Origin of the sequence: Pantoea sp. CFSAN033090, from assembly GCF_001264395.1 — a bacterium.
GTDB lineage: Bacteria > Pseudomonadota > Gammaproteobacteria > Enterobacterales > Enterobacteriaceae > Pantoea > Pantoea agglomerans.
This window is the reverse complement of sequence record NZ_LGYX01000004.1, coordinates 189,977-216,793: the sequence shown is the minus strand read 5'-3', so window position 1 is coordinate 216,793 and position 26,817 is coordinate 189,977. Positions and strand designations below refer to the sequence as shown.

Genomic DNA, 26,817 nt, shown 5'->3' with positions numbered 1-26,817 from the left:
ACGCATTTTTGACGGCACAGGAAGTTGGCTGTGCCCGACCGTAAAGTCTCCTCATATAAGGCAGGTATATTATGACCGAACTTAATGCAAAACTGGCTTCAGCATGGGAAGGATTTGCTGAAGGCGAATGGCAGAATAGCGTCAATGTGCGCGACTTCATTCAGAAAAACTACACCCCATATGAAGGTGACGAGTCATTCCTGGCGGGTGCCACCGAAGCGACCACCAAACTGTGGGAAAGCGTGCTGGAAGGCATCAAAATTGAGAACCGCACCCACGCGCCAGTCGACTTCGACACCGATCTCGCCTCAACCATTACCTCGCACGACGCGGGTTACATCATTAAGCCACTGGAAAAAATTGTTGGTCTGCAGACCGAAGCGCCATTAAAACGCGCCATCATTCCTTATGGCGGCATCAAAATGGTCGAAGGGTCATGCAAAGTGTATGGCCGTGAACTCGACCCTTCACTGAAAAAAATCTTCACCGAATATCGCAAAACGCACAACCAGGGCGTGTTCGATGTTTATACCCCGGACATTCTGCGCTGCCGTAAATCAGGAATCCTGACCGGCCTTCCTGATGCTTATGGCCGTGGCCGTATTATCGGTGACTATCGTCGTGTGGCGCTGTACGGCATCGATTTCCTGATGGCGGATAAATTCGCTCAGTTCGCCTCACTGCAGGAAGATTTAGAGAATGGCGTTAATCTGGAAGCGACTATTCGTCTGCGTGAAGAGATTTCTGACCAGCATCATGCGCTGGCCCAGATTAAAGAGATGGCAGCAAAATATGGCCATGACATCTCCGGTCCGGCTACCAATGCGGTTGAAGCAGTACAGTGGACTTACTATGGCTACCTGGCTGCAGTTAAATCACAAAACGGTGCTGCCATGTCATTTGGCCGCGTCTCAACCTTCCTTGATGTTTACATCGAACGTGACCTTAAAGCCGGTAAACTGACTGAAGAGCAGGCACAGGAACTGATTGACCATCTGGTGATGAAACTGCGCATGGTTCGCTTCCTGCGCACACCTGAATATGATGAGCTGTTCTCAGGTGACCCAATCTGGGCAACGGAATCCCTGGCAGGTATGGGCGTTGATGGCCGTACCCTGGTCTCAAAAAGTACGTTCCGCTTCCTGAATACCCTCTACACCATGGGTCCTTCACCTGAGCCGAACATGACCATCCTGTGGTCAGAAAAACTGCCGATTAATTTCAAAAAATATGCCGCTAAGGTCTCTATCGATACCTCATCTTTGCAGTATGAGAACGATGACCTGATGCGTGCTGATTTCGACAATGATGACTACGCAATCGCCTGCTGCGTGAGCCCGATGATTGTCGGCAAACAAATGCAGTTCTTTGGCGCACGTGCCAACCTGGCGAAAACGCTGCTCTACGCAATCAACGGCGGCGTGGATGAAAAGCTGAAAATGCAGGTTGGACCGAAAGGCGACAAAATCAGCGACGACGTACTGGATTTCGACACCGTCATGGAGCGTATGGATCACTTCATGGACTGGCTGGCAAAACAGTATGTGACTTCGCTGAACATCATTCACTACATGCATGATAAATACAGCTACGAAGCGGCACTGATGGCCTTACATGATCGGGATGTCTACCGCACCATGGCCTGTGGTATCGCGGGTCTCTCCGTCGCTGCGGATTCACTTTCTGCCATTAAATATGCCAAAGTGAAACCAATTCGTGACGAAGATGGTCTGGCCATCGACTTCGATATTGAAGGCGAATATCCGCAGTTCGGTAACAACGACTCACGGGTAGATGACCTGGCCTGCGATCTGGTTGAACGCTTCATGAAGAAAATTCAGCAGCTGAACACCTATCGTAATGCCGTGCCGACGCAGTCTGTTCTGACCATTACTTCGAACGTGGTATATGGTAAGAAAACCGGTAACACACCAGATGGACGTCGCGCTGGCGCACCGTTTGGACCAGGTGCTAACCCGATGCATGGTCGTGACCAGAAAGGTGCAGTTGCCTCACTGACTTCCGTCGCGAAACTGCCGTTTGCCTATGCGAAAGATGGTATCTCCTATACCTTCTCAATCGTACCAAACGCGCTGGGTAAAGATGATAACGTGCGAAAAACCAACCTTGCCGGTCTGATGGATGGTTACTTCCATCACGAAGCCAGCATCGAAGGCGGTCAGCACCTCAACGTTAACGTTATGAACCGTGAAATGCTGCTGGACGCGATGGAACATCCAGAGAAATATCCGCAGCTGACCATTCGCGTTTCCGGTTACGCTGTACGCTTTAACTCACTGACTAAAGAACAGCAGCAGGATGTGATTACCCGAACCTTCACTAAGTCACTGTAATTACTGCTCTACCTGATAAAAAAGGCTCCTCGCGGAGCCTTTTAATTAAAAGTCTGTTCTGGTGGTCATCTCCATCAAGGTTCCCACCAGAATCGATTTCCTGCCCTGAGCGCAACAGAGATTGCGCCGTCTGTCCCGGCAGACTTACTGGAGAAAACATCGCAATGTCAGTTAACGGTCGTATCCACTCATTTGAATCCTGCGGCACCGTCGATGGTCCCGGTATCCGTTTTATCACCTTCTTCCAGGGCTGCCTGATGCGCTGCCTCTACTGTCACAACCGCGACACCTGGGATACGCACGGGGGCAAAGAGATCAGCGTCGAAGCGCTGATGGCGGATGTACTCTCCTATCGCCATTTTATGAACGCCTCTGGTGGCGGCGTCACGGCCTCAGGCGGTGAAGCCATTCTTCAGGCTGAATTTGTGCGCGACTGGTTCCGTGCCTGTAAGGCCGAAGGTATTCATACCTGTCTCGACACCAACGGCTTCGTACGCCGCTATGATCCGGTGATCGATGAACTGCTCGACGTTACCGACTTAGTGATGCTCGACCTGAAACAGATGAATGATGACGTCCATCAGATTCTGGTGGGTGTCTCTAATCACCGTACGCTGGACTTTGCCCGTTACCTGCAGAAAAAAGGCAAACGGACATGGATCCGTTTTGTCGTGGTGCCCGGCTATTCCGACGATGATGACACCGCGCATCGGCTGGGTGAATTCACGCGTGACATGGAGAACGTTGAGAAGATTGAATTGCTGCCCTATCACGAACTGGGTAAGCATAAATGGATTGCGATGGGTGAAGAGTACAAGCTGGACGGGGTGAAGCCACCGAGCAAAGAGACAATGGAGCGCGTGAAAAACATTCTCGCCAGCTATGGCCACGAAGTGATGTACTGAAGAATCTGCCACAAAAAAAGGGAGCTTAACGCTCCCTTTTTGCTGTTCAGCGATCAGGCATGTGCCACTGGCGTAGCCTGATGATTCGCTTTGCGCAGCAGCATCACCAGATAAATCAGCGCCACAGCAGCGATCATCACGAACAGTAGCTGGTCAGAATAATTCTGCATCAGAACAGAGGTCATTGCCGGTCCAGCCAGACTGCCCACGGTATAACTCATCAGCAGTGCCTGATTCATCGCAACCAGTTCATGATGTGCAACCGTCTCGCAAGCCCAGGACATCGCCACCGGATAGAGTGTAAAGCCCGCCAGTCCCAGAACAAATAGCGCTGGCGCCATCGCGGCATTGGTTAACATGGCCATCGCCCCCAGGATAACCACAAAGACCTGAACTCGCAGCACCAGCATGCGACCAAAACGATCGGCCAGACGGCCAATGGGCCACTGGCCCACAATGCCTGCGCTGACCAGCAACGCCATCCAGTAACCCACATTGGCATCACTCATTCCCTGATGTGACAGGTAAAGCGGCATCAGGCCATAAAGCGAGCCCAGAAGGATGCCAGAAATAATGCAGCCATTGATGCCCAGGCGTGAGCTACGGCGACGCAGCATCGGCCAGATGCGGGCCGGAGCGGCTTCTGTCGCTTCACCGCTGGCGGAGACGCGAGTAAAGACCAGCGGCAGCACGGCGCAGAAGACCAGCGACGTCACCCACGGAATCACGCTGAGTAATTCCGTAGACAGTTTGCTGACCAGCAACTGGCCTGTCACGGTGCCGATGTAATAGACAACCATATAGGCCGCCAGCAGTTGTCCCCGATTACGTACCGTTCCGCTGCACAGAAGTGCGCTCTCAACCACCACCCACATCAGCGCACAGCCGACACCGGCGATGAAACGCATTGAACTCCATGCCCAGAAACCCGACATCATCGCCAGGCACAGGGTTGCGACGGCAAACATCAAGGTAGCCAGGTAGTAGCTGCGGTTGAAGCCGTAATGCCTGATTAACCAGCCAGCCAGCAGAGTTCCTGCGAGGTTACCGGTGTAATAGGAGGAGCTTACGATGCCCACCTGCCAGGTTGTCAGTAAGTCATGCGTCAGCCACAGTGGAACGAGCGTATTCAGCACGGCAATTGCGACAGTCATTAACATCAGGCCGCAAAGCAGCAATATCACGGGGCGTGACCAGGTTGACATAGGGGATAGAAACCAGAGCAAATGAAGGAAATTGCGCGCAGTTTGCCACTGGCCTTTTTAAAGTCAATGGGCGAATTTTAACGGCAGCACATTTTGCTGTGCGACAATTTAATTTACTAATCTTCAGTGGGTTACAATCGTAAGAAGCGGCAGGTCGCTAAATGCTATCTCTATGAAAAACTAGGTTTTTAGCCATTCCGGCCTGGCTGGTATCGATAACGTTTATTTGTGATTAAATTGAGGCCTGACTAAACAGTTTTTCCTGAGCAATAACATAAAAAAAACCCGGCCATGGCCGGGTTCAGAGAGTCACTATTGCTTAGCCGATAATTTCGACGCCATTCATATAGGGGCGTAAAACCTCAGGCACAGTGATGCGGCCATCTTCCTGCTGATAATTTTCCAGCACCGCCACCAGGGTACGGCCTACGGCCAGCCCTGAGCCATTCAGGGTATGAACCAGACGCGGCTTCTTATCCTGTTTGTTGCGGCAACGCGCCTGCATACGACGCGCCTGGAAATCACCCATGTTGGAACAGGATGAAATTTCACGATAGGTATTCTGCGCCGGTAGCCAGACTTCCAGATCGTAAGTTTTAGTCGATCCAAAGCCCATATCGCCGGTGCAGAGCAAAACCTTACGATATGGCAGGTTCAGCAGCTGCAGCACTTTCTCAGCGTGACCGGTCAGCTCTTCCAGGGCATCCATTGACTGCTCCGGCGTGACGATCTGCACCATCTCAACTTTGTCGAACTGGTGCATACGGATCAGGCCACGCGTGTCACGACCGTAAGAACCCGCTTCAGAACGGAAGCACGGCGTATGCGCAGTCAGTTTAACCGGCAGGCTATCCTCTTCGAGGATCTCATCACGCACCAGGTTAGTCAGCGGCACTTCCGCAGTAGGAATCAACGCATAGTTGCTGCTGTCTGACTCCTCTTCCAGCGGACGGGTGTGGAACAGGTCTTCGCCAAACTTAGGCAGCTGTCCGGTACCGTAAAGCGTCTCGTGGTTAACCAGATAAGGCACGTAGGTTTCAAGGTAGCCATGCTGCTCGGTGTGCAGGTCAATCATAAACTGACTCAGTGCACGGTGCAGGCGGGCAATCTGCCCCTGCATGACCACAAAGCGTGAACCGGTCAGTTTCACGGCAGACGCAAAATCCAGGCCTTTAGCCGCTTCACCCAGCTCAACGTGATCTTTAACCGGGAAGCTGAACTCGCGCGGGGTACCCCAGCGGCTCACTTCCTGATTTTCACTGTCATCTTTGCCCAGCGGCACTTCATCGGCCGGAATGTTCGGCAGTGCCAGTGAGAAGTCACGGATTTGATTCTGCAGTTCATCCAGTTCTGCTTTTGCGGCATCCAGGCGTTCGCCCAGCGCGTTCACTTCCTGACGCAGCGGCTCGATGTCTTCCCCACGTGCTTTGGCCTGACCGATGGATTTGGATCGGGAGTTACGCTCTGCCTGCAGATTTTCTGTTTCCACCTGCAGCACTTTGCGACGCTCTTCAAGCGAACGCAGCGTTTCCACATCCAGTTTGTATCCCCGGCGTGCCAGTTTTTCTGCGACTGCGTCTGGCTCGTTACGCAGCAGATTGGGATCGAGCATGCTTATCCTGTGTATAAAAAGTTGGTTGAAAGAAGGGACGCATTCCAGCGGAATGCGTTGAAAACATTGCCCACATTACCGTAACGTCTGTTTCAGCGGTAGCGTTTTGTCGGGCTATTTTGATCCTGCTCAGCCAGCCAGCTTAGCTTTTCACCAATCTTGCCCTCAAGCCCGCGCTGGGTTGGGGTGTAATAGCGCGCGCTGGCCAGTTCCTGCGGAAAATAGACTTCACCCGCGGCATAGGCGTTGGTTTCATCATGGGCATAACGGTACTCTTTACCCAGGCCCATCTCTTTCATCAGCTTAGTCGGGGCATTGCGCAGATGTTCCGGCACATCGTAATCGGGATGGTCGCGTGCATCACGCATTGCGGCTTTAAACGCGTTGTAGACCGCATTACTTTTAGGCGCGCAAGCCAGATAAACAATGGCCTGGGCAATCGCGCGCTCCCCTTCTGCCGGACCGACGCGCGTGAAGCAATCCCAGGCCGCAATTGCCACCTGCATACCGCGCGGATCGGCATTGCCGACATCTTCGGAGGCAATAGCCAGCAACCGACGAGCCACATAGAGCGGATCGCCGCCCGCAGTGATAATGCGCGCATACCAGTAGAGCGCCGCATCCGGTGCGGAGCCGCGTACCGATTTGTGCAGTGCAGAAATCAGATCGTAAAAACGATCGCCTTTATTATCAAACCGCGCGGATCGCTCACCAGAGACTTCGTTAAGCAGCTGCGGCGTCAATTCTCGCTGACCTGATGCGGTGATTTCGGCCATATCAGCCATCATCTCCAGCGTATTCAGCGCCCGACGTGCATCACCACTAACCAGTTCAGCGATCATCCTGCGTGTGTTGTCCGGCAGCACGATGTCACTGTCCCCATAGCCTCGCGCTTTATCCTGCATCGCCTGATCCAGCACCTGCTCAATATCTTCCAGAGTCAGTGATTTCAGCAGATAAACGCGGGCGCGTGACAACAACGCAGAGTTAAGTTCAAAAGAGGGGTTTTCGGTGGTCGCACCAATAAAGGTAATGGTGCCATCTTCGATATGGGGCAGAAAGGCATCCTGCTGGCTCTTGTTGAACCGATGGACCTCGTCCACAAACAGGATCGTGCGCCGCCCGGCATGTTTATTCTGACGGGCCCGCTCAATCGCCTCACGGATCTCTTTTACACCGGAGGTGACGGCCGAAATACGTTCCACATCGGCGTTACCGTAATGGGCAATGATCTCAGCCAGCGTGGTCTTGCCGGTCCCGGGAGGTCCCCACAGGATCATTGAATGCAGGTGCCCTGCTTCAATCGCGCGCGGCAGAGGTTTGCCTGCGCCCAGCAGATGTTGCTGACCAATGTACTGTTTCAATGTTTCTGGCCGCATACGCGCGGCCAGAGGTTTGAAATTTTCGGTGGAAAAATCCAGGGACAGGTTACTCACCGTGACCTCACTGACGTTGGTCGTCCACCGTCACGCCTTTTGGCGGTGTGAACGTGAATTTATCCGGGCTGATAGCGCCATTCTGCTGGCTTTTCAGCTGGTAATCGCTGCGCTGGCCATCCTGTTCGATAGCACTGAAGCGGTTGATGGTCCCGCTGGACGTCACCTGGATGGTGAACTGTTTCAGATTGCCGTCGCTGTTCTTAGGTGTCAGTTCAAAATTGTCACCCTGCTGTTTGATATTGTACTGCTTCCAGTCATTTGACTGGTTGCGGGCAATCAGCATAAAGGGCGTGTTGCTGGTCGCATTCTGCAACAGGCTGACTGTCGCCTGCTCAACAAACGGGTTGTAGAACCACAGCGATTTACCGTCGGAGATGATGATGCTTTCGTCCGGCGCGGTCATGTGCCAGTTAAACAGGCTGGGACGTTTTACCCACAATTCGCCTTCGCCGTCCTGCACATTCGCGCCGCTGCTGTCGGTCACTTTTTGGGTGAAGCTGGCGTGGAAGCTGCTGACCTTGTTCAGGCGCTGTTGCAGATCACTGGAAGCATCAGCCAGAACGCTGGCTGAAGAAAAGGTGGCCAACAGGCCCAGAGCGATTACGCGTAATTTCATCTGCTTCAATTCCTTATTTAAACGTTCCCATCGATAACTGCATTAAGCCTGGCCGCCGTTCCGCCATCAGAACAGAGGAAAAAACCGAAAGCTGATTCAGATATGGGGTTTAACCGCATAAAAACAATGAGCCAGTCGGAACTGGCTCATTGCGTTGTGTTTCAAAACATTTAGCCGCTACATATCGTGTGGCGGTGGCGACAGCACTTCACGGTTACCATTGTGTCCTGGTGCAGAAACGATGCCCTGCGCTTCCATCTGTTCAATGATACGTGCCGCGCGGTTATAGCCGATGCGGAACTGACGCTGAACGCCTGAAATCGACGCACGGCGCTTATCGACCACAAAACCGACCGCCTGATCGAACAGCGGATCGAGCTCTTCATCACTGTCGATGCCACCGGCATTTTCGCTCTCTTCGCCCGCCGTAATGCTGTCGATATATTGCGGACGACCACGCGCTTTCCAGTCCTGAACCACTGCATGCACTTCCTGGTCACGAACAAACGCACCGTGAACACGAATCGGCAGCGAGGAGTTCGGCGGCATGTAGAGCATGTCACCCATACCCAGCAGTGACTCCGCGCCGCCCTGATCGAGAATGGTACGTGAGTCAATTTTGCTGGAAACGGTAAAGGCGATACGCGTCGGAATGTTCGCTTTGATCAGACCGGTAATGACATCCACGGATGGACGCTGTGTCGCCAGTACCAGATGGATGCCGGCAGCACGGGCTTTCTGTGCCAGGCGGGCAATCAGCTCTTCCACCTTTTTACCGACTGCCATGATCAGGTCAGCAAACTCATCGACCATCACAACAATATAAGGCAGCTTCTCCAGAACCGGCGGCGTCATATCCATGCTGTCGCCCGGCTTCCAGAACGGATCGGGAATCGGACGACCCATCGCTTCGGCCTGTTCCACTTTTTCGTTGTAGCCCGCCAGATTACGCACGCCCAGCGCCGACATCAGCTTGTAGCGACGCTCCATTTCACCGACGCTCCAGCGCAGCGCATTGGCAGCATCCTTCATGTCTGTGACCACTTCGGTCAGCAGATGCGGAATACCTTCATAGACCGACAGCTCAAGCATTTTCGGGTCGATCATGATGAAGCGAACTTCTTCCGGCGTCGCCTTATACAGCATGCTGATAATCATGGCGTTCACGCCCACAGATTTACCGGAACCGGTGGTACCGGCGACCAGTAAGTGTGGCATTTTCGCCAGATCGGCCACCACCGGCTGACCGGCAATGTCTTTGCCCAGCACGACGGCCAGCGGTGAAGGGTTGTCGCGGAATTTAGGGCAATCCAGCACTTCACGCAGATAGACGGTCTGACGATGCTTGTTTGGCAGTTCCAGACCTACGTAAGGTTTGCCTGGGATCACTTCCACCACACGAACCGCTACCGTCGACAGCGAACGCGCCAGATCGCGGGACAGGTTGGAGATACGCGCCGCTTTCACGCCCGGTGCCAGGTCAAGTTCGAAACGGGTAATAACCGGGCCAGGCGAGATACCGACCACCTCCGCTTTGACGCGATAATCGCCTAAGCGCGACTCCACCAGACGGGCAGTCTGCTCCAGCGAGAACATATCAACCGGCTCTTCCTCTTCAGGCGGTGCGGTCAGCAGATCCAGCGAAGGCAGTGGCGTGGAGGGTTTCTCCAGCGGCTGCTCGTGACGCATCAGGAAAGGATGAATCAGACTGTCATGCAGTGAAGGTTTCGCCTCTTCCACCGGCTGAACCGGCGCTGCCGCTGGCGTGCCATAGGCAGGCGCAGCGTAAGCCGGAGCCTGAGGAGCCGCAGGGGCACCATAAGCGGGCGCAGAGGTTGCCGCAGGCGCAGCATAGTCAGGTTCAGACGGTGCTGCCGGGGCGCTATAGGCAGGCTCTGCCGGAGCAAAGCTGGCTGGTGCAGGAACATGAGCCGGAGCCTGAGGTCTTGAAACCTCACTCACCTGCTGCCAGGGTTCGTGTGAAACCGCTGGGGCTTCAGGTTCTGGCGTCGCCGCAATGGTAAACAGCGGTTCAGAAGGACCGTCATCCACCAGATCTTTCATCGGTGAAAAATCAAACGCTGAGGCGGTATCAATATTGAATACCGGCTCTTTTTTCACTTCTGGCTCATAGCGCTGCTGTTGCTGCTCGGCGAACTGACGCGCCAGTGCATCCTGCTGCTGTGCATCCTGTTCATCTTCCTCGTCCTGCTGCCAGCTGGTGCCGTAACGCTGCTGCTGTTCAGACTGGAAAGCCTGTCGCAGTTCAGCCTGCTGCAGCGCCTCTTCAGCATCCGGAGCAGAGGAAACGGAGCCAGCACTAACCGGTTCGGTCTCTTCAGTTTTCGCTTTCTCTTCTGCCATGCGCTGGGAAGGCAGCTTAATGCCATAAGAGGCCAGCTCACGACGGGTTGGCAGTTTTACCGGGTTAGGACGCGGCAGTGCCGGGCCGATACCTTGTTTAACCTGCGGATTGAGATTGGTTTCAGGGGCTAAATCAAAAACAGGCGCAGTACGCGTTGTTGCCTGGGCTGCCGTTGCAGCGGATGCAGCGGCTGCCGATGCCGCAGGGATGGCTGACGTATCCCGCCAGTTACCCATTTTAGGTTCATCATCGTCGTAAGCACTGAACGACGGCGTAGCCGGAGCGTCGTCTGGCATTTCAAAGTGATAAAGCGGTGGTGAGTCTGCGGGTGCAGAAGCACTCTGCGGCGGCGTCGGGGAATTCGCCACACTCTGCGGAGCTGGCGCGCTCTGTGCGTACGCAGGCGCAGGTTGTGCAGACGGCGATGCAGGGATGGATGTCGCTGACGCGGCAGGCGCCGAAGCTGTAACCGCAGCAGCAGCAGCAGCAGCAGGTGCGGTTTCAGGTGCAGGCGTCACCGTGGCTGCAGGGGCGAGGGTCACCTCGGCGGCTTCAGCGGTGGCCGCGACTGCCGCACTGGTGGCTGCTGCAGCTTTAGCCAGCAGCGGATCCTGTTGTGACGTCGCAGGCTCAGCAGCTGCACGTGGGGCAGAAAGCAGCACATCATCATCCTGATCGGCGGCATGAAGCTCAGGCACATCCGCGTATTCACGCGCGTCCCGCTCGTCATCCTCTTCCTGCCAGGGTTCATCGTGACGTGAGCGGTTGCTGGCAAACGTCAGTACGCCCATGACTACGCCACCAATTCTTTCTGCAATGGTGAGCCATGACCAGCCAGTGTAAAGGGTAATACCCGCCGCCCAGACGCAGAGCAGCATCAGCGTGCCGCCAGCCGGACTGAACCAGGGAGCAATAGCATTACTGACCAGGCTGCCGATCACGCCGCCCGAAGCAAAGTACCAGATATCATCGGCGTTCAGCGCCGCCATACCACAGGTCGTCACCACCAGCGCGAGGACGCCAATTAAGCGCAGCCCGACGGCAAAGTAGTCAAAGTAGTCCTGGCTGTCGCGCTGACGGAAAGCAATCCAGCACAGACCCAGGATGACGGGCGGAATGGCATACGCCATCACACCAAAGATGAAGAGTAAGGTGTCAGCCAGCCAGGCACCGACGCTGCCGCCGATATTATGGATAGGTTCATGCCAGGCCGTTTGCGACCAGCTCGGGTCGGAAGGGTTAAAACTGACCAGAGAAACCATCAGGTAGATGGCAAACAGCGCCACCAGAATGAGCATCGCTTCCAGCAGACGACGTCCACTGCTCATCGATTGTAACGAAACGTCTTTATCTTCTGTATATTCCTGGCTCAAGAGGACTCTCCAGGTGCCTGTAAAGTAAGAAGCAACAGCGCCGGGCGAGCCCGACGCTGATCCTGTATGAATGCACAGGAGTGTACCGAAATCTCACAGGTTTTGCACCTGCCCCGCATCAGCGAGTTTTGATCACCAGCCGATTGCTCTGTTTAACCTCTTCCATCACCACATACGTACGCGTGTCGTTTACGCCCGGCAGGCGCAACAGGGTTTCACCCAGCAGCTTACGGTAGGCTGACATATCAGGTACGCGCGTTTTCAGCAGGTAGTCGAAATCGCCGGAAACGAGGTGACACTCTTGAGTTTCCTCAAGTTTTTGCACAGCGGCGTTAAATTGCTCAAACACATCCGGTGCACCACGATTCAGAGTAATCTCAACGAACACCAGCAGCGACGCATCCAGATAGTGCGGGTTCAACTGCGCGGTGTAGCCAAGAATAAATCCCTGACGTTCGAGACGACGCACGCGTTCAAGACATGGCGTAGGCGATAAGCCTACGCGTTTGGAAAGCTCTACGTTTGAAATGCGACCATCTTTCTGAAGTTCATTCAGAATGTTCCTGTCAATTCTGTCGAGGTCTTTCCCGGGGCGTTTCTTATTGTCTACCATTATTATTGTCTCTCTTAATTCCTTCCCTTTACCTGCCACGCCCTGAAAACGCTCATTGTTCGGGGCATTTCTGAAGTGAGCTAACAGAGCCTGTGTTCTGACACCTATCGATATGACGCATGTTGTCTGTCCACATCATGCGTCATTATCCATATCAGGCTGCTTTTATTCGGCGTTACGTGCAAAACGGGCGATGAAAACCTGTTTTGTTCCGATAAATGTTATTCGCTTCTGATAATGTTTTCGCAAAAGCGCAGGCGATTGTCAAAGTAAAATCACCAAATTCAGGACAAGATGCCAGACAGTCCGCTGGGTATCTGTTTTTAAATGACTATTTTTCCACTATTGCACCCCTCTAACCCGAGTTTTGCCCCCTTTTGGCGCATTGGCCAGGCAAAACCGTCGCTCATCGTCTACGCCGTTTGCAGCTATCGTTAACAAAATTGCCTAAGCCTTGTCATTGTCGCCGGATATTCCCTACAATCGCAGGCTATGTCAGCCGAATGAAACTGAGGAACGCATGAGTACGGCCAAACACAGTAAGTTACTCATTCTGGGCTCCGGCCCAGCGGGTTATACCGCAGCCGTTTATGCTGCACGCGCCAACCTGAACCCGGTACTGATTACGGGTCTGGAAAAAGGCGGACAGCTGACCACTACCACCGAGGTGGAGAACTGGCCGGGCGACCCGCACGATCTGACAGGTCCATCTCTGATGGAGCGGATGCATGAGCATGCCGAAAAATTTAATACTGAGATCATTTTCGATCACATTCACACCGTCGATTTGCAGAACCGTCCGTTCCGCCTTACGGGTGACAGCGGCGAATACACGGCAGATGCCCTGATCATCGCCACCGGTGCGTCAGCGCGCTACCTCGGTCTGCCTTCCGAAGAGGCCTTCAAAGGCAAAGGCGTCTCTGCCTGTGCAACCTGTGACGGCTTCTTCTATCGCAACCAGAAAGTCGCGGTGATTGGCGGTGGCAACACGGCTGTGGAAGAGGCGCTCTACCTGGCGAATATTGCGGCTGAAGTGCACCTTATTCACCGTCGTGACAGCTTCCGCGCAGAGAAGATCCTGATCGACCGCCTGATGGAAAAAGTGCGCAATGGCAATATCGTGCTGCACACCCATCGCACGCTGGAAGAAGTGGTGGGCGATCAGATGGGTGTCACCGGTCTGACGCTTCGTTCTACCCAGAACAGTGATGAGACAGAAGCGCTGGAGGTGGCGGGTCTTTTTGTTGCTATCGGACACAGCCCGAATACGGCCATTTTTGAAGGTCAGCTGGCGCTGGAGAACGGTTACATCAAAGTTCAGTCAGGTCTGCACGGCAACGCCACTCAGACCAGCATCCCTGGCGTCTTTGCGGCAGGCGATGTGATGGACCATATCTATCGTCAGGCGATCACCTCTGCGGGCACCGGCTGTATGGCCGCGTTAGACGCTGAGCGCTTTCTTGACGGACTGGTTAAAAACGATCAGTAAGTTGTTAACCCTCTGATCTCAAATGTTCCAGGCGACGGTTTTTCCGTCGCCTTTTTTATTGCTCTCATGCTAGATTCTTGCGCCTGAAGAGATGGAAATGTCTTTCCATTTTCACCCGTCATCGACATTCATCATGGTCTCGCATGGACAAATCGCGGCAGCAGCATCTTACCCGCTGGCTTCGTCAGCAACGTCATTTCGCCGGTCGCTGGTTGCGACTCAACACCCTGCTGGGCATGGCAAGTGCACTTCTGATCATTGCTCAGGCGGGTTTACTGGCCTCGCTGCTGCAGGCTCTGATTGTTGACCAGCAGCCGCGCGAAGCCCTGACAGTCAGCATCCTGCTATTACTGCTCTGCTTTGTGCTTCGCGCCCTGATTAACTATGCCCGTGAACTGACCGGTTATCGTGCCGGACAGGCTATCCGTCAGGCTTTACGTCAGCAGGTATTAGATCGGTTATCTGATCTGGGGCCGGCGTGGATTCAGGGAAAGCCAGCCGGCAGCTGGGCGACGCTGCTGCTGGAGCAGATCGAAGAGATGCAGGAGTATTACGCGCGCTATCTGCCGCAGATGACCCTGGCGGTGCTGATCCCCTGCTGCATTCTGCTGACTATTTTTCCGCTCAACTGGACGGCGGGTCTGATCCTGTTTGCCACCGCGCCACTGATTCCGCTGTTTATGGCACTGGTCGGGATGGGTGCGGCCGAGGCCAACCGCCGGAACTTCCTGGTGCTGGCCCGCCTGAGCGGTAACTTTCTCGACCGCCTGCGCGGCAGAGAGACGCTGCGGCTGTTTCATCGTGGCGCAGCGGAGCAGCAGGCGGTTGCCGCCGCCACCACCGATTTTCGCCAGCGCACCATGGAAGTATTGCGCTTAGCCTTTCTCTCCTCTGCCGTGCTGGAGTTTTTTGCCTCGCTGGCGATTGCCGTGGTGGCCGTCTACTTTGGTTTCTCCTATCTGGGCGAATTGCATTTTGGTGATTACGGCCAGGGCGTGACGCTGTTTGCCGGCTTTCTGGTGCTGATCCTCGCCCCGGAGTTTTTCCAGCCGCTGCGCGATCTCGGCGCTTTCTATCACGCCAAAGCCCAGGCTGTAGGCGGTGCCGATGCCCTTGAAGCCTTTATGCAGGCGATGCCTGCCACCGCGCCGCAGGAAGGCCAGTTGCCCTTCACTGCCGATCGCTCAATCGCACTTACCGCCGAAGATCTGCGTGTCTGTGCGCCTGATGGTCAGGTGTTGTGCGGCCCGCTCTCTTTTACTGTCGTCCCTGGCGAACAGATTGCGCTGGTCGGTCAAAGCGGGGCCGGTAAAACGGCTCTGATGAACGCCCTGCTCGGTTTTCTGCCTTATCAGGGTTCGCTGAAAGCGAATGGCGTTGAACTTCGCGATATACGACGGAGTGACTGGTATCAGCAGCTCAGTTGGGTAGGACAGAATCCTCAGTTACCGGCCGCCACCTTGCGCGACAATATCGTGATGAATGCGGCCTGGGATGACGAGCGTTTTGCGGCGCTGCTGGAGTCGTGCGGCATTAATGAGTTCCTGCCTCGGCTGCCCCAGGGCATTGACACCCAGCCCGGCGATGGCGGTAATCAGCTGTCGGTGGGTCAGGCGCAGCGGGTCGCGGTCGCGCGCGCACTCTATAAATCCTCGCATTTTTTGCTGCTCGATGAACCCGCAGCCAGCCTGGATGCGCTCAGTGAACGTCATGTGATGCTGGCGCTGAACCAGGCGGCAGCCCGCCAGACCACGCTGATGATAACCCATCAGATTGATACGCTAAGTCACTGGCAGACCCTCTGGGTAATGGAAGCCGGTAAGCTGGTGCAACAGGGTAACTGGCAGCAGCTGTCGCAACAGCCGGGTGCGTTCAGTGAGATGCTGAAGCATCGTCAACAGGAGATTCGCTGATGTCCGCCTTGCGTCCTTTTCTTCGTCTCTGGCTGCGCCACCCTTATCGCCTGGTGCTGGGCATCGTGCTGGCGATTGTTACCCTGCTGGCCAGCATCGGCCTGCTGACGCTTTCAGGCTGGTTTCTGGCCGCCTCGTCAGTGGCAGGCGTAGCCGGTCTCTATACCTTCAACTATATGCTGCCTGCGGCAGGCGTACGTGGCGCCGCCATCATTCGCACTGCCGCACGCTATGCTGAACGGCTGGTCAGCCACGATGCAACATTCAGGGTTCTTCAGCATCTGCGTGTCCACACCTTCAGCCGCCTGATGGCCCTTTCGCCAGGCCAGCTTTCGCGGTTCCGGCAGGCGGACCTGCTCAACCGCTTCGTGGCCGATGTCGATACGCTGGATCACCTCTATCTGCGCGTCATCTCGCCGCTGATCGGCGCACTGGTGGTGATTGTCGTGGTTACCCTCGGAATGAGCTTCATCGATGTTCAGCTGGCACTGACGCTGGGCGGCATCATGCTGAGTACGCTGGTGGTGATGCCAGCGCTGTTTTACCGTCTGGGATCGCCCGCAGGCGGCGCGATTGCCCGTGGACGCGCCCGCTGGCGCTTACAGCTGATGCAGTGGCTGGCGGCTCAGGCTGAACTCACCCTGTACGGTGCCTCGCAGGGCTGGCGTCAGCAACTTGATGAAGATGAACAGCGCTGGCAGCAGGCTCAGAGCCAGCAACAGCGCTTGCAGGCTGCGGCACAGAGCCTGCTGCTGCTGATCAGCGGCGTAACCGTCACACTGTTGCTCTGGCTCAGTGCGGCGACAATCAGCCAGCAGCAGTTGCCCGGCTCGCTGATTGCCCTGGTGGTGTTTTGCGCGCTGGCTGCTTTCGAGGCGCTGGCACCGGTTGCAGGGGCCTTTCTGCCCATGTCGCAGGTGATAAATGCCGCTCAGCGAGTCAATGACATTATCGATCAGTCACCCGCTATCACCTTTCCGGCAGATTCAGACGCCCGGCCAGGACGACTCGCGGTTGCTATCGATCAGCTCGACTTCAGCTATCCCGACCGCCCGGATAAGGTGCTGAACCGCTTTACCCTTAAGGTGGCAGCCGGTGAACACATTGCACTGCTGGGGCCGACCGGCTGCGGCAAATCCACTCTGCTGGCGCTGTTAACCCGTGGCTGGGATAGCCAGCACGGTGTTATCAGCCTGAATGACCTGCCGATCACCGCATGGTCAGAGCCAGCGCTGCGTCAGCGCATCAGCGTGGTGACTCAGCGGGTTCATCTCTTCAGTCAGAGCCTGCGTGATAACCTACTGCTGGCCTGTCCCGATGCTACTGATGAGCAGTTACGCCGCGTGCTGAATGACGTCGGCCTGCAGCGCCTGCTTGAGAGCCCGGAAGGATTAAACGCCTGGATGGGAGAAGGCGGTCGCCCGCTGTCAGGCGGCGAACTGCGTCGGCTGGCGCTGGCGCGTGCGTTACTGCATAACGGCGATCTCTGGCTGCTGGATGAACCCACCGAAGGACTGGATGCCACAACCGAGCAGCATATCCTCACCCTGCTGCAGCGGCTGACCGCTGGCAAGACCGTAATAATGGTCACCCACCGGCTCAGCGGCCTGGAGCAGATGGATCGCATCTGCGTGATGGATAATGGCGTGATTGTGGAACAGGGAAGTCATGCCGAATTAATCTCAAAAGCGGGTCGGTACTGGCGTTTCCGGCAGCGGATTGCGCTATAGTCTTAGCGAAATGCTGATAGGTAACAAAACGCGATGAGACTGGTACAACTGTCACGGGAATCTTTGCAATTTCCCCCACCGGAGATGGCGCTGCGCGAGCCAAACGGCCTGCTGGCCATGGGGGGTGATCTCTCCCCTGCCCGGTTACTTAACGCTTATCAGCGCGGCATCTTTCCGTGGTTTTCTTCTGGCGACCCGATTCTCTGGTGGTCGCCCGATCCCCGTGCAGTGCTGTTGCCTGAGCAGTTTCATCTCAGCCGGAGCATGAAGCGTTTCCACAGCCGTTCGCCCTATCGGGTGACGATGAATGAGTCATTTGCCGAGGTGATCGAGGGCTGTGCCACCGGTCGTGAGGAAGGCACCTGGATCACCTTTGAAATGAAGCGCGCCTGGTTGCGATTGTATGAACTGGGCCACGCCCACTCCATTGAAGTATGGGACGAACATCAGCTGGCAGGTGGCATGTATGGGCTGGCGATGGGGCAAATCTTCTGCGGCGAATCAATGTTCAGCCGTCAGCAGAATGCGTCAAAAACCGCACTTTGGGTATTTTGTCAGCATTTTCTCAGACATCAGGGCCGTCTGGTGGATTGTCAGGTACTTAACCCTCATACGGCCTCGTTGGGGGCGCAGGAGATACCGCGCGCTGACTATCTGCAATATGTACAAAGCCTTGCGTGCCAGCCTGTCAGCGATGGCTGCTGGCAGACACAAACCCTTTTTTAGTCGCACAGAGATGTTTTGCACACATAAAGGCGTATTAAGTGGTATAATGGTCGAGTTTGGTATGTCGTCCGCGCTTCGCAATAACGAGCCGGAATTGCCAGGCTGGGAATCTCAACGCACTCTCGGAACTGTTTTCAATCGTGCGCGTGTAACCGGTTGATACAGATTCTTAGCCCGCTAATCCCCCGCAGACGTCACATAAACACCCTAATTTTACCGGATGCGCGCGACTGACGTGCACCCCGGCAAAGCGTTGGCAAAATCGCCGACGGTTCTTTACATAAATCGTTGAATTGGGCATTATCTTGCCGGTTCAACTGAAAGGTAGTACACCCAGAGGATTCGATGGCCAAAGAAGACAATATTGAAATGCAAGGTACCGTACTGGATACGTTACCTAACACCATGTTCCGCGTAGAACTTGAGAACGGACACGTGGTTACTGCTCATATCTCCGGTAAAATGCGCAAAAACTACATCCGCATCCTGACGGGTGACAAAGTGACCGTTGAGCTGACCCCGTACGACCTGAGCAAAGGCCGCATTGTCTTCCGTAGTCGCTAATTTGCAGTAATCTCATCGCTCTGCAATTTGCAGCGAAAAAAAGGCCGGATTTTAATCCGGCCTTTTTCATATCTGCAGCAGGTGATTAATGAACAGTGCCTTCGGTTTTGCGTTTTTCAGCACTCAGGAAGTGATAGGTCAGTTCACCTTTCTCACGATCCAGCGCCACTGACACCGAGCCGCCATCCACCAGCGAACCAAACAGCAATTCATTGGCTAACGGTTTCTTCAGGCTGTCCTGCACGGTGCGCGCCATCGGACGAGCGCCCATCGCTTTGTCGTAGCCTTTCTCAGCAAGCCAGTCGCGTGCTTCATCGCTGACTTCCAGCGACACGCCTTTGGCATCCAGCTGCGCCTGCAACTCGACAATGAACTTGTCGACCACCTGATGGATCACCTCTGGTGACAGGTGACTGAACCAGATAATGTTGTCGAGACGGTTACGAAACTCTGGAGAAAACATCTTTTTGATCTCTTCCATGGCATCGGTGCTGTTGTCCTGATGAATCAGGCCAATCGACTTACGTTCAGTCTCGCGGACACCGGCGTTAGTGGTCATGACCAGCACCACGTTGCGGAAGTCCGCTTTGCGACCGTTGTTGTCGGTCAGCATACCGTTATCCATCACCTGCAGCAGCAGGTTGAAGACATCCGGGTGTGCTTTCTCTATCTCATCCAGCAACACCACCGCATGAGGATGCTTAATCACTGCATCCGTCAGCAGGCCGCCCTGATCAAAACCGACGTAACCCGGAGGCGCACCAATCAAACGGCTGACGGTGTGACGCTCCATATACTCGGACATATCAAAGCGCAGCAGCTCAATGCCCAGCGCTTTCGCCAGCTGCACGGTGACTTCCGTTTTACCAACACCGGTAGGCCCGGCAAACAGGAAGGAACCGACCGGCTTACGATCCTGACCCAGACCTGCACGGCTCATTTTGATCGCTTCCGTCAGCGCCTCAATGGCGTTGTCCTGGCCAAACACCAGCATCTTCAGACGATCGCCCAGATTTTTCAGCGTATCGCGGTCGCTTGCTGACACGCTTTGCTCAGGAATACGGGCAATACGGGCCACCACCGTTTCAATGTCAGAGACGTTGATGGTTTTCTTGCGCTTACTGGCTGGCATCAGGCGCGCACGCGCACCCGCTTCATCAATCACATCAATCGCCTTATCAGGCAGATGACGGTCGTTGATATATTTCACCGCCAGTTCCACGGCTGCGCGCACCGCTTTCGCGGTATAGCGCACATCGTGATGCGCTTCGTACTTGGTCTTCAGGCCATTCAGGATCTGCACGGTCTCTTCTGGTGAAGGCTCCGTGATATCGATCTTCTGGAAGCGACGTGCCAGGGCACGATCTTTTTCAAAGATGTTGCTGAATTCCTGATAGGTGGTGGAACCCATCACCCGAATCTTGCCAGAGGAAAGAAGAGGTTTGATCAGGTTCGCAGCATCGACCTGGCCGCCGGATGCAGCACCCGCACCGATGATGGTATGGATCTCATCGATAAACAGAATGCTGTGTTCGTCCTGCTCCAGCTGCTTCAGCAGCGCTTTGAAACGTTTTTCAAAGTCACCACGGTACTTGGTGCCGGCTAATAACGAACCGATATCCAGCGAGTAGATCGTGCAGTCTTTCATCACTTCCGGTACATCGCCCTGCTCTATGCGCCAGGCGAGACCTTCAGCAATGGCGGTTTTACCCACACCCGACTCACCCACCAGCAGCGGGTTATTTTTACGGCGACGGCATAGCACCTGAACGGTACGTTCCAGCTCTTTATCGCGACCAATCAGTGGATCAATACCACCGACGCGAGCAAGCTGATTAAGATTGGTGGTGAAGTTTTCCATACGCTCCTCCCCGCCTGCTTGCTCTTCGTTAACCGGATTTTCTGCGCCTGGCGCCTGGCCGGACTCATCTTTACGCGTACCGTGAGAGATGAAGTTCACCACATCAAGGCGGCTCACTTCATGTTTGCGTAGCAGATAAGCCGCTTGCGACTCCTGCTCGCTGAAAATGGCGACCAGCACATTCGCACCGGAGACTTCGCTGCGACCGGATGACTGGACATGGAAAACCGCACGCTGCAGGACGCGCTGGAAGCTAAGCGTGGGTTGTGTATCACGCTCCTCTTCGCTGGCAGGCAGCACGGGCGTAGTTTGTTCGATGAAGGCTTCGAGTTCCTGCCGCAGAGCCACAATGTCCACCGTACAGGCTTCCAGTGCCTCTCTGGCCGACGGGTTACTGAGCAACGCCAGTAACAGATGCTCGACGGTCATAAACTCATGACGGTGCTCACGCGCTCTGGCGAAAGCCATATTTAAACTGAGTTCCAGTTCTTGATTGAGCATTAGGCACCTCCCCCAATTATCGCCCTTACCTGTTTCCTATATGGAGACGGGTTCAGGCCTTTTCCAGCGTACACAGCAACGGATGATGATTTTCCCGTGCATAGTTGTTCACCTGGGCCGCTTTTGTTTCGGCGACTTCTGCAGTAAATACACCACAGATCGCCTTGCCGTGATAGTGAACTTTCAACATCAGCTGCGTTGCACGTTCAACATCATAAGAAAAGAACTTTTGTACAACGTCAATAACAAATTCCATAGGTGTATAATCGTCATTATTCAGAATGACTTTATACATAGAAGGCGGCTTTAACCCTTCACGTACTTTATCGTCGGCCAGATGTTCAAAGTTAAGCCAGTCGTTTGCGTTTGCCATAGTGTTCCGTTGAGATTTTGCTTTTAGCCTTTAAGTAGCTACATATTGAGAGTTTAACATGCCTGTCAAGCCGCATGCCGCTGCTGAAAATTTATTCAGAAATTCCCCTGCGCGACCTGCATCACAAAATTTGCAATAGCGTTAACTGCCTCAAATTTTGATGATTTTTTCCCCACCTGGCCCGGTGGTTTGCTTGACGTCAGCCGCGCTTTCTCTACATTCTAGCTGCACAGGCTGATTGAGTTTTAATCAAATCCGACTCACAGCTTCGATGACCTCACCTACTTATAAAATGTCTTGCGAGGGAAGTAAAAGCATGGAGACGGGCACAGTTAAATGGTTCAACAATTCCAAAGGCTTTGGCTTTATCTGTCCGATTGGCGGTGGCGAAGATATTTTTGCGCACTACTCCACCATTCAGATGGAAGGCTACCGCACGCTTAAGGCAGGCCAGCAGGTTCAGTTCGATGTCCACGAAGGCCCGAAAGGCAATCACGCCAGCCTGATCGTGCCGGTCGAGGTGCAGGCTGTGGCCTGACACATATCGCCTTTCTGAACAAAGACCCAAAAATGCCAGCCAGTGCCGCTGGCATTTTCCTGTTCGATGTCACCTAATCTGCCTGGCCCTGCGCCAGTCCAATCACCCGGGCAAACATCTGCCGCATCAATGGCGGGATGGCCTCTGACCCGCGTTCCGCCGCCGACGTAGCCACTGCGATCGCCAGTTCCGGCTTGGAGCTCTGGTGAATCGCTTTAGTAATAATACGCCTGGAACTCATCGGAACGTTTAACGGCAGGTGCGCCATCTGATGATAGACATCCTGAAAGCCGTGCTGATAGAGAAAATTTTCCATATCCAGCGCCGGTAACTGCGTCAGAAAACGCGGCTCCGGTTCACCCGGCTGTAACTGAGTGCGTGCCGTACTGGCATATTTATTCCCCGCCTGATCACCGTCAGTCAGGACATGCCAGGCGATACCCATGCGCCGGGCAAACTTCAGTAGCGGTTTTAACCCCGACTGCGCAAACTCAATCACCTTCACGCCTTCAGCGGCGAAGTTGTAACCGCACTGCTGCGCCAGCTCATTCATGATCCAGACTTCGGTTTCTCCCTCCACCAGCAGCCAGCAACGGGCGAACAGCGCAGCAGGCCGGTTGACCCGAATATGGAAGCCGATGCGCCGGCTCTCTTCGGCACTCAGTCCCTCTGGACCGATGCGCCAGGCCGCTACGCGCGAGGGTCCACGCACCAGACGACAGACGTTTTCCACCGGCACCTGCGACAGCAGCTCCGGCGAATTAGTGGTGGCGATTTTTTGCAGCGGCAGCAGCCTCAGCAGATTCCATGCTACCGACAGCATAATCGGATGCAGCCGGGTTTCCGGATCTTCAATCAGCAGCAGCGGGCGTGCACCAGCGGCCAGCGGGACGTCTCCTCGTGCCTCAATCAGTAGGGTAAACATCTGCAGCAGTATCAGCTGACGGCTGCGGGAGTCGGTTCCGGCAATCAGCTGATTCAGGTGATCCAGCGCCCGCCATCCCTGTCCCCCCTCGCGCGTCTGCGGGTCCCGTAGCCTGACCTCGTTGCCCGCATCGGGCGGCTGCACCAGGAAGTAGTGCTGCATCAGTTGCTGCATCGTCTTCAGCCCCTGCCGCAGCACCTCATCACTGAGCTGTTGCGGATGGTGCTCCAGATCGCGCGCCAGCGTCTCCATACCCGCCAGTAGCTCAGGATGTGCGGTGGGGAGCGGCGCACTACTCCGCGTCCGCTTACTGAAACGCGCATCGCGCAATCGCAGAACCGGATACCGTTTCAGCAAAAGATCGATGGCCGCCGCGCAGTTCTGCTCAGGCAACAGCTGATAGTTCAGGTCAACAAAACGGCGGCGGGTTTCGATACCGCTGTCACGCCAGGTGGCGCTGACGCTGTAACAGAGCTGACGCTGGCCCTGAGCATCACGCTGCCAGAAGGTTGAGAGCACCGCATCCGGGTCGTTGCCGTCATCGCGAAAGTGGAACACCACCGACAGACGGCGCATCGCATCGGTCACATCGCCTGGGGTGAAATGGAAATCAGCCTCGGTAAAAACATAGGCCGGTTCATGGGGCGAAAGTAACAGGCTCAGGGCATCCAGCAGACTGGATTTGCCCCAGGCGTTCTCACCAATCAGCAGATTGGTCTGGGTTAAAGGCAGTGAGAGCTTATTGATGCCGCGGAAACCGCGAATGTCGATATGTTCCAGAATCATAGGCGTCCATCCTCAGTTTATAAACAGCATGGTTGCCGCCAGCGAGCCGGTCAAGCCGCTTTCTCAGGGTTTACTCCGTTACGCTTTTTCGCTAGCGTGTGGCCTCTTCCACCATGGATGGCCCTTATCGCTATGTACTCCGGACTCCTGATTATTCTTCTGCCGCTGATCGCCGGCTGGCTGCTACCGTTCCGTCAAACTTCAACCCTGCGCCGGGTCAATCAGCTGCTGGGCTGGATGGTTTACGTCATTCTGTTCTTTATGGGCATCAGCCTGGCCTTTCTCGACAACCTGAGCAGCAATCTGCTGGCGGTATTTCACACCGCGCTGGTAGCGGCCTTCTGCATTCTGCTGTGCAACCTGCTGGCGCTGCGCGGGCTGGAAAAATATGCCCCCTGGCAGCATGCGCACCGGCAGGAGAAACTGCCCTCGCGGCTGCATATGGCGCTGGATTCTCTGAAGCTGTGCGGCGTGGTTGTCATCGGTTTTCTGCTTGGTCTGACCCAGTGGCCACTGCTGCAACACGCCTCGACGGCCAGCGAATATGCGCTGATCTTCCTGCTGTTTCTGGTGGGCATTCAGCTGCGCGGCAGCGGCATGACGCTGCGTCAGATTATCCTGAACCGTCGTGGCCTGCTGGTTGCCAGCGTAGTGCTGGTCAGCGCGCTTATCGGCGGCATGATTGCGGCGTTGCTGCTGGGTGTGCCGCTGAAAACCGGTCTGGCGTTAGCCAGCGGTTTTGGCTGGTACTCTCTCTCCGGCATTCTGATGACCGAAGCTTTTGGTCCGGTCATCGGCAGCGCCGCCTTCTTCAACGACCTGATACGTGAACTGGTGGCAATCATGCTCATTCCGGCGTTGATTGGCCGTCATCGCTCCAGCGCACTGGGCCTGTGTGGCGCCACTTCAATGGACTTTACCCTGCCGGTGCTGCAGCGGGCGGGCGGCAATGAGATCGTCCCGGCCGCCATTGTGCACGGCTTTGTGATGAGCCTGCTGGCCCCGATTCTTATCGCCCTCTTCTCCGCCTGAATCCTGTCTGATATGCGCTGAGCTCTGCCAGCGCATTTTTTCACGCCTGCTTTTCTGCCGTGTCGTCTACGCTTCTTTTTTCGGTTCTGGTCACGTCACTCTTCAGGGCGGGCCGACAAAGGAGAAGAGCATGAAACAAACCGTCGCGGCGCTGGTCGCCAAAACGCTGGAAAGCGCGGGCGTAAAACGCATCTGGGGCGTCACCGGGGATTCCCTTAACGGCCTGAGCGACAGTCTTAATCGCATGGGCACCATTGAATGGATGCCGACGCGCCATGAAGAAGTCGCCGCATTCGCAGCGGGCGCGGAAGCGCACATCAGCGGTGAACTGGCGGTCTGCGCCGGCTCCTGTGGGCCAGGCAACTTACATCTGATCAACGGTCTATTCGATTGCCATCGTAACCGCGTTCCTGTTCTGGCGATTGCGGCACATATTCCCTCCAGCGAAATCGGCAGCGGCTATTTTCAGGAAACCCATCCGCAGGAGCTGTTCCGCGAATGCAGCCACTACTGCGAACTGGTTTCGAACCCTGAGCAGCTCCCGCAGGTGCTGGGCATCGCGATGCGTAAAGCGATTCTGAATCGTGGTGTCTCGGTGGTGGTGCTGCCTGGGGATGTCGCGCTTAAACTGGCACCAGAGAGCGCCAGCGCGGAATGGTATCCGCCACAGTTGCCGCAGGTCCTGCCACAGCCCGCCGAACTGGCGCAGCTGGCGCAGACGCTGAACGAAGCCAGCGATATTACGCTGCTGTGCGGCAGTGGCTGCGCCGGAGCGCATCAGGAGGTGGTGGCGCTGGCAGAAGCGCTGAAAGCCCCTATCGTCCATGCGCTGCGCGGCAAAGAACACATCGAATATGACAACCCTTATGATGTCGGCATGACCGGACTGATCGGTTTCTCATCCGGTTTCCACGCCATGATGAATGCCGGGACGCTGGTGTTGCTGGGCACGCAGTTCCCCTATCGCGCCTTCTATCCGGAAAAGGCTAAAATCATCCAGATCGACATCAATCCGGGCAGCCTTGGGTCACATTGTCACGTCGATCAGGCCTATGTCGGCGATGTGAAAAGCACACTGCAGGCGCTGCTGCCGCAACTGACGCACAAAAGCGATCGCAGCCACCTCGACAGCGCGGTTAAGCACTATGTCGAGGCGCGCAAAAGTCTGGACGAACTGGCGCAGCCCAACGACAAGCAGCCGATCCATCCGCAATATCTGGCACAGCAGATCAGCCACTACGCCAGTGATGACGCCATCTTTACCTGCGATGTCGGGACACCGACCGTCTGGGCGGCGCGCTATCTGAAGATGAACGGCAGACGTCGCCTGCTGGGTTCGTTTAACCACGGCTCAATGGCGAACGCGATGCCACAGGCGCTGGGCGCGCAGTCGATTGATCGCAATCGTCAGGTGGTGGCACTGTGTGGCGACGGCGGCTTCAGCATGCTGATGGGGGATTTTATCTCGCTGGCGCAACTGAAAATGCCGGTCAAACTGGTGATTTTCAACAACAGCGTGCTGGGCTTTGTGGCGATGGAAATGAAAGCGGGTGGCTATCTCACCGATGGCACCGAGCTGGAGAATCCTGACTTTGCCGCTATCGCCGAGGCCTGCGGTATCCGGGGCATCCGAGTGGAAAAGGCATCTGATCTCAATGGCGCGCTGGAGCAGGCGTTTGCCCACGATGGCCCGGTGCTGGTGGATGTCATTACCGCCAAAGAGGAACTGGCGATGCCGCCCGAGATCAAAATGGAGCAGGCTAAAGGCTTCAGTCTCTACATGCTGCGCGCCATTATGAATGGTCGCGGTGATGAGGTGGTAGAACTGGCGAAAACCAACTGGCTGCGGTAAAACAGAGACTCCATCCAGGCGGGCGCGATGCCCGCCTTTTTTTTT

At 55.4% G+C, this 26,817-nt stretch carries 19 protein-coding genes; 10 read left to right on the top strand and 9 right to left on the bottom strand.

The features are described 5' to 3' along the window. The first annotated feature begins 71 nt into the window (after window positions 1-71). Window positions 72-2,354: a formate C-acetyltransferase gene (gene pflB, locus AFL22_RS04425; protein ID WP_010254936.1), complete on the top strand. Its 2,283-nt coding sequence runs from the start codon at window positions 72-74 to the stop codon at window positions 2,352-2,354. A gap of 164 nt (window positions 2,355-2,518) precedes the next feature. Further along, window positions 2,519-3,259 carry a pyruvate formate lyase 1-activating protein gene (gene pflA, locus AFL22_RS04420; protein WP_010254935.1) on the top strand — a complete coding sequence of 247 codons (741 nt, stop codon included), beginning with the start codon at window positions 2,519-2,521 and terminating at the stop codon, window positions 3,257-3,259. A gap of 53 nt (window positions 3,260-3,312) precedes the next feature. Here pflA and AFL22_RS04415 read toward each other — a convergent pair whose 3' ends face one another. The 6 genes from AFL22_RS04415 to lrp form a co-directional block, all read right to left on the bottom strand. Continuing rightward, window positions 3,313-4,464, bottom strand: coding sequence for an MFS transporter (locus AFL22_RS04415; protein ID WP_010254932.1), 1,152 nt, complete (start codon window positions 4,462-4,464; stop codon window positions 3,313-3,315). Between the two features lie 319 nt (window positions 4,465-4,783). After that, window positions 4,784-6,076 carry a serine--tRNA ligase gene (serS, locus tag AFL22_RS04410; protein ID WP_010254930.1) on the bottom strand — a complete coding sequence of 431 codons (1,293 nt, stop codon included), beginning with the start codon at window positions 6,074-6,076 and terminating at the stop codon, window positions 4,784-4,786. Window positions 6,077-6,168: 92 nt separating this feature from the next. Continuing rightward, window positions 6,169-7,512: a replication-associated recombination protein A gene (locus tag AFL22_RS04405; protein ID WP_010254929.1), complete on the bottom strand. Its 1,344-nt coding sequence runs from the start codon at window positions 7,510-7,512 to the stop codon at window positions 6,169-6,171. Between the two features lie 7 nt (window positions 7,513-7,519). Beyond that, entirely contained in the window at window positions 7,520-8,131 is a 612-nt protein-coding gene (gene lolA, locus AFL22_RS04400; protein ID WP_003849334.1) for an outer membrane lipoprotein chaperone LolA, read from the bottom strand. 177 nt (window positions 8,132-8,308) lie between these two features. Beyond that, window positions 8,309-11,869: a DNA translocase FtsK 4TM domain-containing protein gene (locus tag AFL22_RS04395; RefSeq protein ID WP_052270866.1), complete on the bottom strand. Its 3,561-nt coding sequence runs from the start codon at window positions 11,867-11,869 to the stop codon at window positions 8,309-8,311. Between the two features lie 118 nt (window positions 11,870-11,987). Next, entirely contained in the window at window positions 11,988-12,482 is a 495-nt protein-coding gene (gene lrp / locus AFL22_RS04390; protein ID WP_006118610.1) for a leucine-responsive transcriptional regulator Lrp, read from the bottom strand. Window positions 12,483-13,002: 520 nt separating this feature from the next. Between lrp and trxB the strand changes: the two genes are divergently transcribed. From trxB to infA, 5 genes are all read left to right on the top strand, one after another. After that, window positions 13,003-13,971, top strand: coding sequence for a thioredoxin-disulfide reductase (gene trxB, locus AFL22_RS04385; RefSeq protein ID WP_003849329.1), 969 nt, complete (start codon window positions 13,003-13,005; stop codon window positions 13,969-13,971). Between the two features lie 143 nt (window positions 13,972-14,114). Beyond that, window positions 14,115-15,884: a cysteine/glutathione ABC transporter permease/ATP-binding protein CydD gene (gene cydD / locus AFL22_RS04380; RefSeq protein WP_052270865.1), complete on the top strand. Its 1,770-nt coding sequence runs from the start codon at window positions 14,115-14,117 to the stop codon at window positions 15,882-15,884. Further along, the gene (gene cydC, locus AFL22_RS04375; RefSeq protein WP_052270864.1) at window positions 15,884-17,614 is read left to right on the top strand and encodes a cysteine/glutathione ABC transporter ATP-binding protein/permease CydC; all 1,731 of its coding nucleotides are present in this window, start codon (window positions 15,884-15,886) and stop codon (window positions 17,612-17,614) included. Before cydD ends, cydC begins: the two co-directional genes overlap by 1 nt. A gap of 33 nt (window positions 17,615-17,647) precedes the next feature. Then, complete coding sequence (gene aat / locus AFL22_RS04370; RefSeq protein WP_010254921.1) at window positions 17,648-18,340, top strand: leucyl/phenylalanyl-tRNA--protein transferase; 693 nt, start codon at window positions 17,648-17,650, stop codon at window positions 18,338-18,340. Window positions 18,341-18,685: 345 nt separating this feature from the next. After that, a complete protein-coding gene (gene infA / locus AFL22_RS04365; protein ID WP_002211347.1) occupies window positions 18,686-18,904 on the top strand; it encodes a translation initiation factor IF-1 in 219 nt (72 codons plus the stop codon). A gap of 85 nt (window positions 18,905-18,989) precedes the next feature. Here the strand turns inward: infA and clpA are convergent, their stop codons facing one another. Beyond that, window positions 18,990-21,266 carry an ATP-dependent Clp protease ATP-binding subunit ClpA gene (gene clpA / locus AFL22_RS04360; RefSeq protein ID WP_010254457.1) on the bottom strand — a complete coding sequence of 759 codons (2,277 nt, stop codon included), beginning with the start codon at window positions 21,264-21,266 and terminating at the stop codon, window positions 18,990-18,992. Between the two features lie 52 nt (window positions 21,267-21,318). After that, entirely contained in the window at window positions 21,319-21,639 is a 321-nt protein-coding gene (gene clpS, locus AFL22_RS04355) for an ATP-dependent Clp protease adapter ClpS (RefSeq protein ID WP_010254453.1), read from the bottom strand. A gap of 316 nt (window positions 21,640-21,955) precedes the next feature. Here clpS and cspD point away from each other — a divergent pair, with 316 nt between their 5' ends. Further along, entirely contained in the window at window positions 21,956-22,177 is a 222-nt protein-coding gene (gene cspD, locus AFL22_RS04350) for a cold shock-like protein CspD (RefSeq protein ID WP_010254451.1), read from the top strand. A 73-nt stretch (window positions 22,178-22,250) separates the two neighbouring features. On the opposite strand, the gene AFL22_RS04345 is transcribed toward cspD, so the two are convergent. Further along, entirely contained in the window at window positions 22,251-23,888 is a 1,638-nt protein-coding gene (locus AFL22_RS04345; protein WP_052270863.1) for an ATP-dependent endonuclease, read from the bottom strand. Window positions 23,889-24,020: 132 nt separating this feature from the next. Here AFL22_RS04345 and AFL22_RS04340 point away from each other — a divergent pair, with 132 nt between their 5' ends. Together AFL22_RS04340 and poxB are read left to right on the top strand one after the other, a co-directional pair. Further along, window positions 24,021-24,920, top strand: coding sequence for a lysine exporter LysO family protein (locus AFL22_RS04340; protein WP_010254448.1), 900 nt, complete (start codon window positions 24,021-24,023; stop codon window positions 24,918-24,920). 130 nt (window positions 24,921-25,050) lie between these two features. Next, entirely contained in the window at window positions 25,051-26,772 is a 1,722-nt protein-coding gene (poxB, locus tag AFL22_RS04335) for a ubiquinone-dependent pyruvate dehydrogenase (protein WP_033757117.1), read from the top strand. Window positions 26,773-26,817 lie beyond the last annotated feature (45 nt).